This is a genomic window from Aquamicrobium sp. NLF2-7 (assembly GCF_022359935.1).
Taxonomy (GTDB): Bacteria; Pseudomonadota; Alphaproteobacteria; order Rhizobiales; family Rhizobiaceae; genus Mesorhizobium; species Mesorhizobium lusatiense.
In genome coordinates this window covers 3310738-3322505 of record NZ_JAKSED010000001.1, presented here as the reverse complement: position 1 = coordinate 3322505, position 11768 = coordinate 3310738, and the positions used below count along the sequence as shown (strand labels likewise).

At 60.0% G+C, this 11768-nt stretch carries 7 protein-coding genes; 1 reads left to right on the top strand and 6 read right to left on the bottom strand.

Translation table 11 applies throughout. From position 1 onward, the window contains the following. Position 1 precedes the first annotated feature (1 nt). From MIC97_RS16290 to MIC97_RS16265, 6 genes are all read right to left on the bottom strand, one after another. Positions 2–1264, bottom strand: coding sequence for a hypothetical protein (locus MIC97_RS16290; protein WP_239800880.1), 1263 nt, complete (start codon positions 1262–1264; stop codon positions 2–4). A 101-nt stretch (positions 1265–1365) separates the two neighbouring features. Then, the gene (locus tag MIC97_RS16285) at positions 1366–2943 is read right to left on the bottom strand and encodes a hypothetical protein (RefSeq protein WP_239800879.1); all 1578 of its coding nucleotides are present in this window, start codon (positions 2941–2943) and stop codon (positions 1366–1368) included. A gap of 181 nt (positions 2944–3124) precedes the next feature. Then, complete coding sequence (locus MIC97_RS16280; RefSeq protein ID WP_239800878.1) at positions 3125–5071, bottom strand: nucleoside-diphosphate sugar epimerase/dehydratase; 1947 nt, start codon at positions 5069–5071, stop codon at positions 3125–3127. Positions 5072–5746: 675 nt separating this feature from the next. Further along, positions 5747–9205 (bottom strand): chromosome segregation protein SMC, encoded by a 3459-nt coding sequence (smc, locus tag MIC97_RS16275; RefSeq protein WP_239800877.1) that lies wholly within the window; start codon positions 9203–9205, stop codon positions 5747–5749. 84 nt (positions 9206–9289) lie between these two features. Further along, positions 9290–9970: a DsbA family protein gene (locus MIC97_RS16270; RefSeq protein WP_183828277.1), complete on the bottom strand. Its 681-nt coding sequence runs from the start codon at positions 9968–9970 to the stop codon at positions 9290–9292. Between the two features lie 146 nt (positions 9971–10116). Next, positions 10117–10614: a DUF721 domain-containing protein gene (locus tag MIC97_RS16265; protein ID WP_239800876.1), complete on the bottom strand. Its 498-nt coding sequence runs from the start codon at positions 10612–10614 to the stop codon at positions 10117–10119. A 61-nt stretch (positions 10615–10675) separates the two neighbouring features. Here MIC97_RS16265 and mutY point away from each other — a divergent pair, with 61 nt between their 5' ends. Further along, positions 10676–11767 (top strand): A/G-specific adenine glycosylase, encoded by a 1092-nt coding sequence (mutY, locus tag MIC97_RS16260; RefSeq protein ID WP_239800875.1) that lies wholly within the window; start codon positions 10676–10678, stop codon positions 11765–11767. Position 11768: the final 1 nt, after the last annotated feature.

Here is an 11768-nt window from a genome sequence, read left to right as displayed (position 1 = left end):
GTTAGGGGGATGATGTAGAGGGCTTTAAACTATTAGGGCCGCTTTGGAAGCGCCAGTAAGCAACCACCTTCCACAAGAGCACCAGGGCAAAGCAGGCTCCCAGACCAACGGGCACAGCGATCATGGGAAACGACATGCTCACAAGCCACGTCGCCAGCACGAAAACCGGTAAGGCAGCCAGATGGCTGTAAATGATCGGGCGGTCGAGCCCCAGCGCGTAAAGCGCATAGTGCGGCACCATGCCAAGGGCGTTAATCATCATGGCTGCCAACACCCAAGGGTAAAGATACAGCGCTGCCTTGTAGAAGGGATTGCCGATCCAGTCCAACAGATAAGGTAGCATCATCCAGCTGCAAACGGCGAAGATAGCGCATGTAGCCACGACCTGGAACACCATCTGCCACACCCGCCGGCGGATCAGGGCATAATCCCTTTCATGCGCCAACCGTATGAGTTCAGGATAGGTATACGAGAATACGCCTGCATCGAGAAAGACCATCAGCGCGCTGGCCATGCCCAGGAAAAGCACGTATGCGGCGACGATCTCTATGTTGGCAAGAGCTTCGAACCAATAGCGATCGATCGTCTGAACTCCACGCAGGCACAGGGTCGCCACAAGGAAGCCGCCGCTGACCAGAATGCCTTTTTTTATCCAGGCGACATCAATGGGAAGATCCCAACCTCCCATCTTCAACCAGTGCAGCTTAAGGCAACCCAAAACAACAGCCACGATGCCCGAGCCTGTCCACAACATCATGACGGTGTCGAGATGCCGGCTGCCATCGTCAAGCAACATGAGCGCGATGGCCGCAATAGCCCAACTACCCTGCCGGACAAAAAGCAGGATACTGGCAAAAATCTGATCCGAGAGCGCGATGAGAAGCCGATAGAGTTCCTGATTGAGATGCTCGAGGATAAGTATCGGCGCAAACCAAAGAATGAGGTTCGTCGGCCAACCGATAAACTTCAGAATCAAGAACGCCACGGGCAAAGTTATCACATAGAGAACAGCAGAGAGAGAGATCTGGTTCTTAAGCAGCAATCCCCTGCTCTCTGCTTTTGTTCGTATGATCTCCCGCGTAGTATGTACGTAAAAATCCAAGCCGACCAAATACAGAAAATAAGTGATGGTCGCCGTGAACAGGCCATAATAGCCAACCTCTGACGGCTCAAGATATCTGGCCAGACAGAAAATAAAGATGAAACGGGTGACCAGCGTCGTCACCCGCAGCATCAGGTTCAGTAATCTGGAGTTAAACGACAAGAAAATCCTCTCCTGCCTGTTCCGCCCGGTGCTTTAAAGTCAACACCGGGCAGAAGGCAGTCGCTGTTTTCATCTTCAATCCAGGCGCTGCTGGTGGTGCATCACCGTTCGGACGCAGCCCGCGGGCGCCTCAGACTTCCCGCCATCAACACGCCAACTATACTTAGAAGCAGTCCCGCAAGTGCAGCTGCCCCGACAATCAGCGCGCTTCTCAGCGAGATCAGCGGGCTGGCCCCAAGGCGCGGACCAAGAAGCGGCTGGAACAATTCTCCGCCCCGCGTGCGCAGTTGCTCCTCGGCAGCGCGCAGCATCTGAGAGTATTGCGATGTCAATGTACCAAGCGCAGCAGCGGCGTCTGCGGTGAAATTCGGAGAAACCGCGATGTCGTTGCCACCCACGGTAGCCACCTCACGCTCTTTCTCCAGAGCAGCAAGCTCAATCATCAACTCTCGCCGCTCGTCGAGCACTTGCCTCACAAGACCCGCATAGGAGCCGCGTTCTGCAAGTTCCACAATGCTGGAAAATGCAGAGTCGCCGATCTGAATGGTGCTCGATTGGTCCGACGTTGTGACGGGTACTTGGGAGACCTGTTCCGATCGGCCGCTACGCTGATAATCACCGAGCCCCTTGAGCGCTGCGTCGGAAGCTTCGATCTGGCGATTCTTTTCCGAAATATCGAGACGCAACCGATTCAGGTAGGCCTGCGCGGCAGTATCACCCGACTGGAATGCCCGTGCCTTCAACACATTGAAATATATCGCCTGGAAATTCTGCAATTCGATGAGAAGATCCGCAGGAGATACGCCGTTCGCGACCCTGTGCATGGACAAACGATTGTCTTCCAGAAATGTATTCACTCCCTTGAGCATTGCCGTCAGACGATTGTTGGCAATGAGAATGCTTGCTGTCGTTTGCAAACCCTCCTCAGTCCGCGTAACGGCAAGGTCTGCAAGGCCACGGTCGGTGAAGATTCGATATTTCGTGGTGTAGACCAGCGTCCAGAGACGGGGCACGTCGGCGGCGAGCGCCAGGCCTCGTTCACTGTCGAGCCCCAGAAACGGGTAATCCACGGTGATCCTGAGAGCCGAACGCATAGAAGTGCGCAACTCTTCCAGATAGCTTTGATTGAGAGCTTCAATCTCGGCCTGCGAGAGATTGCGGGCCGCAAGCCTCTGCTGATAGGACTTGGCTATTCCGTCTGCAACCGGCGAATCATAAGCCACTGTGATTGCGTCATTCAGGTCAACATCTGCCGGAATATTGTACAATCGCCGAATCTCATTCAGCACTTCCGGGATCAGCAGGTCGCGGGGCGAGAAATCGGAACCATTGGGATAACGCTGATTTTCGATGTTCCGCAGGTTAACGAGATAGGTTACCTGCCGGCTTTGCCCAAGCGCCGAAAAAACAACGACAAGCGCAGCAATGCCTGCGAGCAGTATTGGGACGATTACGATAAGGCCGCGCCATTGCCATAACCTCCAGAATATATCGGAGAGGGAAATGCCACTCTCTTGTTCCGAAATTTCTGACACTACAACCTCGCTTGATATTCGGATGTCTGGCCCAAGCCTTCCCGCATGAAGACCTGCAATACACAACCCTTGCCCGCTTCGCCAAACAAATTCGATCACATGCCGGAAAGCTGCCGGGAAACTTCGCGGATCTGTCGAAGACAATTACGTCACCACGGCGACAATGGGAGCAAATCGTCGTCTTCGCCATCAGCATACCCGATTGAATCGGGCAAAGACACCGACGTGCTTATCGGATGCAGACACAGCCGTTGTAAAGGCATAGCCCGCAAAGACACGCATTTGTCATGGGCCGCGCGCGCGCGATAGCGGGACCCATGCCGGCTTAAGCTTCAGCGCCCACTCCAATGTCGGGAACAGCACCGGAGGTCACTTTTCGGTATTCCGGCACGATGTGCGCGAGCAGTTCAACCGCGCGCACCGCATCTTCGCGTGTGAGGCACGCCTGCATTTCATTCAGCGTTTTCTCGACCAGTCGGCGATCGACAATGCGCGGCGATGCAACGACATAGCCTTCCTCCCCATGTCCGTCCGGCACCTCGTCCGCATCGAACAGTTCTTCATACAGTTTCTCGCCCGGACGCAGGCCGGTGAATTTGATCTCGATATCGATCCCCGGCCTGTATCCCGCGAGCAGGATCATGCGCTCAGCAAGATCGGCGATACGCACCGGCTTGCCCATCTCGAGCACCATGATCTTGCCGCGCTCGCCCTGACGGTTGAGGGCATGGCCGCTGGCCTGCAGAACCAGACTGACAGCTTCCGGAATTGTCATGAAATAGCGCACGATCTGCGGATGCGTCACCGTGACGGGGCCGCCGGCGGCTATCTGTTCCTGGAAACGCGGCACAACCGATCCATTGGACCCCAGAACGTTGCCGAAACGGACCGTTCTGAAGCGCGTATGCACCGAAGTTATGTCGAGCGATTGGCAATAGGCTTCGGCCGCACGCTTGGTGGCGCCCATTATATTGGTGGGATTCACCGCCTTGTCCGTCGAAATCATCACAAAGGTAGCTGCCTTGCTCTCCAGCGCGGCGTCGGCAACATTTCTTGTCCCCAGTATATTGGTCTTTACCGCTTCGAGCGGGTTCTCCTCCATGAGCGGAACATGCTTGAGCGCCGCTGCATGGAAGACGACTTCCGGGGTGAAGGTTGAAAACATGTTGGAAACGCGGGTTCTGTCCCTGACATCCACCACCCTGGAAACGATGTCCACGTCCGGATGTTTTTCACGCAGTTCCTTGTCAAGCTTGTACAGGTGAAATTCCGAATGGTCGGTGATGATCAGCTTTGCCGGGCTGAACGTAGCGATCTGCCGACACAGTTCAGAGCCGATCGAGCCACCGGCGCCGGTTGCGAGCACAACTTTGCCCTGAATCAGGCGCGCAATATCGGCAACGCTGCGCTTCACTTCCGGACGTTCCAGCAGATCCTCCAGTTCGATGCGCTTGGGCTCCAGAAGAAGATTGCTGGTCAGTTCCGCCATTTCGGTCGGATCGGGGATGCGTGAAACCGTAAGCGACAAGCCGTTGGCGCGCTCGATTATCTCCGCGAGCCGCGCCCGGCCGGGAGCGCTTTCGGTAATGACCAATTCGCCAACATTGATCCCGCGGCGTTCCAGCTTTCCGATAACGCCCTCAAGCGTTGCCAGGCTGCCAAGGACTTTCACACCCTGAATGGTGCGTCCCAGATTCATTTTTGTATCGTCGACAATTCCGACGATCGAGAACTGGCTGTCCAGGTTGCGCCTCGTGGCACGGATGAAGCTCTCGGCCTTATCCGAGAATCCGCAAAGCAGCACGCAGTTGACATTGCGTTCCCTGCCTCCCGACAGACTGGGGAAGTAGACGACCCGTTCCACGATCATGCGATAAGCCAGGCGTGCGCCAGCCATGGCCGTTACCAGATAGATGAAGCCGAGTATCAGAACGGAGCGCGGAATATCGTTGCCGCGCGAAAGCATGAACATGCCCACCGTGTAGATAGCCACGAGGCTTCCGGCGCTCAGAACTATCGTCTTGAGGTCGGGGATCGACACATATCGCCATGACCCGCGATAGGGCCTGAAAACCAGATATACGAAGAATGCGACAGCGACGAAGGCGATTATTTTAAAGTTGAAGGAAGGGACCGCCAAAGTCGCCGGATAGCCAAGGATTGTTATGTAGGACAGCAAAAATGCGCCGGCAGCGGCCAGAAGATCGAACAGAAGGCTTACGAAATGACGCGATATGAGGCGTAGCTGCGTGGTGCTCGGACGAGTGAACAATTTTGTTATCCTAAGGGCAGAGCAAAAACATTCAGCAAATACGACGGGGCAAATCGTCTACCGGAAAACATCACTGATACACCCCGCAGCATACAATCCGCAACCTTCGAGACCTTGCGGCAAAGATATTCGTGGTTGCGCTTCCATCGCGAGGCGGTCTGACAGTGCATATTCTCATTCCTGCGAAAAAACTGCACTACCAAAGCATAAGACCGGCAAACCAGAGCTGTCCCATCCTCATCCCTTCGGCTGCCGGCAGTGCACACCAAATCAATGCCGCCCAAAAAATCGTCTCGCCTGCCGATCACGGCTCACGGACACGGGTGGAGCACTCCCAAAAGGATCTCGAAATCGCTAAAGCGTATGGCGACCTTTCAGGGTAGCTCCTTACGCTTCTATTTCCCCTTTCTTAAGGCGTGTCGTTGTCCCCAAACCGGCTCTGGCTTTCGGGCGACAGGCCTTTGATCCGCCAGTGCGCTTTGATTGACCGGTCAGAAGCGTTCAGATGTCTTGCATTGCCAAATGGCATTACTGTGACACAACGTATACTGATTTCGCTTCAAGTCAGTATTTCAGGAAATTGAACCCCGTTCACGATCCGCTCTGGCGAGCAATCCGTTTTCCACCGGCTTGCTGAGACCGTCCGGCAGTGCCATCGTTGCATCCGCGCTTTCTTCAGCTTGCCTCGCGCAGGGCCTCGGCTTCCTGAAGATCGACCGATACGAGTTGGCTTACCCCCTGCTCCGCCATGGTGACACCGAAAAGGCGGTCCATGCGTGCCATGGTGATCGGATTGTGGGTGATGACGACGAAGCGCGTCTCGGTGCTCGCCGCCATTTCGTCCATCAGATTGCAGAAGCGTTCCACGTTGTGATCGTCCAGCGGCGCATCGACCTCGTCCAGCACGCAGATCGGCGCCGGATTGGTCAGGAAAACGGCGAAGATCAGCGACATGGCCGTCAGCGCCTGCTCGCCACCGGACAGCAGCGTCATGGTCTGCGGCTTCTTGCCCGGCGGACGGGCGAGGATTTCAAGGCCAGCCTCCAACGGATCATCCGATTCGATCAGCTGCAATTCGGCGGTGCCGCCTCCGAACAGATGCGTGAACAGACGCTGGAAATGCCCGTTGACGACCTCGAAAGCGGCAAGCAGGCGCTCGCGCCCTTCGCGGTTGAGGCTCTGGATCGCCTGCCGCAGCTTGCGGATCGCCTCGATGATGTCGTCTCGCTCGGACACGATCAGATCAAGGCGCCCGGAAAGCTCGCGCTGCTCTTCCTCGGCACGCAGGTTGACCGCTCCCAGTCGCTCGCGTTCGATCTTCAAACGCTCCAGCGTACGCTCCACATTGCCGGCGTCGGGCATCGGATCATCGGCCTGCAACCCTGTATGACGGATGACCAGATGCGGTAGCGTATTCAGCGCTTCCTGAATGCGTGCCTCGACCTCCTGGCGCCTGTCGTCAGCAGCCGTGAGGCGCTCTTCGGCGCGGGCGCGGGCCTCGCGGGCCTCGGACAATTGCTGGATCGATGCGGTGGCGGCCTTGTCCAGTTCGATCTGCCGGTTTTCCGCTTCCCGCAACACATCCGAAGCCGCGCTGCGGCTGGCTTCGGCTTGCGAAAGTTGCGACAGCAGCGAGCGCCGGCGCGCATCGAACTCATCCGGTGCATCCGCCAGTCCCTCGCGCTCTTCCAGCGCTTCGGCGCGGCGTTCCTGCAGTGCCCTTATGTGGCCATCGGCGTTTTCCGCCCGCATCAGCCAGTTGCGGCGCTCGGCTTCGATCGCCTGAAGCCGGCGGGCCCGTGCATCCGCCTCCCGGCTCAGGCCATCATGGATGGCACGCGCTTCCGCGAGAGCACCACGGTCAGCTGAAACACGTGCCATGGCCTGTTCAAGGCGCAGTTGCAGGTCCGCCGGATCGGATGTTTCACGCAGCGCCCCTTCCGCCTCGGCATGGATGGAAGTGGTTTCCTCAAGTTCCTCCATCAGCCGCTGGCGCGCATCTTCCAGAGCATCACGGCGGCTTGCGATCTCGCCCGCCGCCCGTTCCGCTTCAGCCAGCGCCCGGCGTGTATTGTCGAGCCCATGCTGCGTATCGCGCAGCGCCTGCCGTGCGACACGTTCCATTTCGGCATTGGCGCGGATGGCGGCTTCGGCGGCGGCAAGCGCCTCTTCCGCCGTACGCACTTTCGACGTCGCCTCGATTGCCTCGGCGTCAAGCTCGGCCAGCCGGTTCTTCTGCGCCAGACGAAGCGCTGCCGCCGTCGGCGCATCGGCGCTGGCCGTAAAGCCGTCCCAGCGCCACAGCGCGCCTTCCCGCGTCACCAGCCGCTGGCCGGGCGCAAGCATCAGCTGAAGCGCCGGGCCATCCGCTGCCTCTACGATGCCGATCTGGGCCAGACGCCGGGCCAGTTGCTGCGGGGCGCGTACGACCGAAGCTAGGCTGCGCACGCCCTGCGGCAGGGCCGGATCGCTTGTCGTAAGCTGAACGTCGCCCCAATGAACCGGCGCACCGTGATCGAGCGGCACGTCGAGGTCCTCCCCGAGCGCTGCACCCAAAGCCGTCTCGAAGCCGCGCTCTACACTGATCTGCTCCAGAACGGCCGGAAACAGGTCACTGCCGCCAACGCTCAGCATCTTTGCCAGCGTGCGCGCCTCGGTCTCGATGCCGGCCAGTTCGGCGCGTGCGTTCTGCAAGGGGCCGCGCGCTTCGGCCTCGGCTTCGCGCGCCTCCGCCACGGCCTGCTCACAGGTCTCGACGGAAGCTTCCGCTTCCTCAAGCGCGGCTTCCGCCTGCTCGACCAGCAGCTTCTTTTCGGCAGGATCGGGAAGTGCGGCCAGACGCGATGCGATCCCGGACAATTCGTGATCCATCTCGCCGAGCTGGCGGGCGAAGCGCTCGCGCCGCTCACCGGCTTCACGCAGGGAGCGTTCGAGCTGATTGCGGGATGCTGCCGCCTCCGCCCGCTCGGCGGTCAGACGCGAAAGCGCGTCCTCGCTGGTAGCCAGCGTTTCGGAAGCGGCCTCAAGAGCCGCTCGCGTTGCTTCCGCGCGCGCGTCGGACCCTGCATTTTCGTCAAGGAGAAGGCTTTCCTCTTCCGCCAGCCGCTCCAGAATATCGGCGTTTTCGCGCACCATGCGCTCTTCGCGGGCGATGTCGGCATCGAACTGCTCCAGCCGCCTGTCGAGTTCCGACTGGCGAGAAAGGATGCGCCTGGCTTCTTCCTCAAGCTGCGCGTTGGCGATGGACAGGCGCTGGAAAGCGGCCGCGGCCGCGGCTTCCGCCTCGCGCAACTGCGGCAGTTTGTGCGCACTGATGGCCTGCTCTTTCGCGGCCTCCATCTGTGCTGCCGCGCGCTCGCCGACCAGCGAGGTTGCTTGCGCCAGCGCGGACCGCGCCTCGCCTTCCTGCGTCTTCGCGGCTGTCCAGCGCAGATGCAGAAGCGTGGCCTCGGCTTTGCGGATGTCCGAAGACAGGTTCTTGAAGCGCGAGGCCTGCCTTGCCTGTCGTTTCAGGCTCTCGATCTGGCCTTCCAGTTCGCCGACCACATCGTCGAGACGCTCAAGGTTCTGCTCCGCCGCCCGCAGCCGCAGCTCCGCCTCATGGCGGCGCGTGTGCAGGCCGGAAATGCCGGCCGCCTCTTCCAGAAGGGCGCGCCGCGCCTGCGGCTTTGCCTGAATGAGTTCGCCGATGCGGCCTTGCCCGACCATCGAAGGCGACCGCGCGCCGGTCGACTGGTCTGCGAACAGAAGCTGCACATCCTTGGCGCGCGCATCCTTGCCGTTGATGCGATAGACCGACCCCGCCTCGCGCTCGATGCGGCGCGATACCTGCAATTCATCGGCATCATTGAATGCCGGCGGTGCGGTGCGGTCGCTGTTGTCGAGAAACAGCGTCACCTCTGCCGTGTTGCGGGCCGGACGCGACCCGGAGCCGGAAAAGATCACGTCGTCCATGCCGGACGCGCGCATGTTCTTGTAGGAGCTTTCGCCCATGACCCAGCGCAGGGCTTCGACAAGATTGGACTTGCCGCAACCATTCGGCCCGACAATGCCGGTCAGGCCGCGCTCGATGACGAACTCACCGGGTTCTACGAAGGACTTGAAGCCGAGAAGACGAAGGCGCGAAAACTTCATCCGCGCCGTCCCGCCGCAGGCGAGAGGCCGTGCATCAGGGTGTACGGCACGCCAAAAGCGTGCCGCCCCGATGCTGCCGAGACGTTACAGCAGCGGATCGATGACCGCCGAGAACTCGTCAATCGACATGGCTCCCTTGTAGACCTTGCCATTAATGATGAAGCTCGGCGTGGAGTCGATCCTGAACTCTTCCGCACCGCGCTTCTGCACTGCTCTCACTTGGTCGAGAAGATTCTGGTCCGTCAAGCAGGCGTTGAAGCTCTCCTGTGTAAAACCGGCGAGCTTGGCGAGCTGGAACATGGCGTCCTTGACGTTTTCGGCCGCTGCCCAGTTCATCTGCTGCTTGAACAGCACATCGATCATCGCAAAATAGTTGTCGCCCGAGCAACGGGCCAGCATGAAGCCGGCTTCGGCGCGCGGATCGAACGGGAATTCACGCAGGATGAAACGAACCTTGCCGGTGTCGACATATTTCTTCTCGACTTCCGGATAGGTGTTCACGGCGAAACTGGCGCAATGCGAACAGGTCATCGACGCGTATTCGACGACCGTGACCTTGGCGTCCTCGCTGCCCTTCACCTTGTCGGGCAGCGCGCCCGGCTTCAGCACTTCGGCCATGTCCAGGGTGCCCGACGGTTGCGGCGCGGCAGCCGATGGCGCGGCATTGGCAGTCCCCTGTTGTCCGGAATCGCTGCAAGCCGCCAGCAGCAGGCCGGCGGGAACAGCCGCCATAGAGGACAGGATCGTTCTGCGGGACAAGGTCATGCGAATCACCCGATTTGTTTTCTGATTGTGCACTGTGAGTGGCTATAAAAGCGAGAGTTGTGGCCAATTAAGGCATTGTCGCGAACAATCCAATCGGCTGGCCCATTTTGCCCGATCACGAAAGCGCGATGGCGCAGCGCCCCGCTTCACTTCCGGCTGCCGAGAACCGTAGCGCCCAGCCGTTCCAGCGAGGCCCGCAGGCCTTCATCCTCGATGGCCTCCACGGTATGCGCCAGCTTCGCCTTTTCCTGTTGCGACAAGGCGCGCAGAACGGGCCGCGCTTTTCGCGCAGCTCCAGCGATGGGTTTCTGAACGATCCTGATGCGGCCGATTGCGGCGAACCCCAGAAAAGCGTTGACCCGGCCGATGATCTCGCTGCTCTGGTGCTGGATATGAAGCGCTGCCAGCCCCTCGCATGCCACGATCAGAACCGCCGGCTCGAACGGATCTTCCTCGCGCATGCGCCGGGGCCACTGTATTTTCTCAGGCCTGCAGCTTCCTGCCAGCCGCTCGCCCACGATCTCGTCCCACGACTGGATGAGCCCCACCGATATGCCGGTGCGCTTGCGCAGCACGGGATCGAGGATAGCGGTAGCCAGATCGCTGACCGGAACGGGATTGCCCCGGAAGGGTTTCCCTGCCATGTGCGTACTCCAGCGACGTTTATCTGAACCTCAGGCACCGGAAACCGGCACTTCCCGATCAATGGCACCGCAGGACCAAAGCCGCAAGTCCGGCATAGCCGCCCGGCTCCTCGACTGGTACGACGCCCACCATCGCGAATTGCCATGGCGCGTGGCGCCGCCCCAACTGGCGCGCGGTGAGCGGCCCGACCCCTACCGGGTATGGCTCTCCGAAATCATGTTGCAGCAAACCACGGTGGAAGCGGTCAAATCCTATTTCACCGCCTTCGTCACGCGCTGGCCGACAGTCGGCTCGCTCGCTGCCGCATCGAATGACGACATCATGAAGGCATGGGCAGGGCTCGGCTACTATTCGCGTGCCCGCAACCTGAAAGCCTGTGCCGATCTGGTCGCCGCGCAAGGCGGCATCTTTCCGGATACGGAGGAAGGCCTGCGCGCCCTGCCGGGCATCGGGCCCTACACGGCGGCAGCGATTGCCTCGATCGCCTTCGACCGCCCGGCCGCTGTTGTGGATGGCAATGTCGAGCGCGTCATATCGCGGCTTTATCGCATCGAGACGCCGCTGCCGCAGGCCAAGGCCGAAATCCGCCTTCTTGTCGGCCAGTTGCTGCCCCTGAACCGGCCCGGCGATTTCGCGCAGGCCACCATGGATCTCGGCGCCACCATCTGCACGCCACGCCGGCCGAAATGCATGCTGTGCCCGTTGCGCGAGGATTGCGATGCGTTGAGCGCCGGCGATCCGGAACTCTATCCAGTCAAGCTGGCGAAGCCGGAAAAGCCCCTGCGGCGCGGGGCGGCCTTTGTTGCGGTGCGCGCGGACGGCGCGGTGCTCCTGCGCAAACGCCCGGAAAAAGGCTTGCTTGGCGGCATGAGCGAAGTTCCGACAACCGGCTGGACCGCGCGTCAGGACGGGGAGACCTCGCCCGATGCGGCCCCCTTCCCTTCACAATGGGAACGCAGCGGCCAGATCACCCATGTCTTCACGCATTTTTCGCTGGAACTGGACATTTATCGCACCAGCTTCGATGGAAACACTCCGCAGGACCATTTCTGGTCGGGTCCCGATGCGCTTCATGGCGAGGCGCTGCCCACCGTCATGAAAAAGGCGATAGAGGCTGCCATTCCGGGCGCGACCAAAGACAAGAAGGGATAGG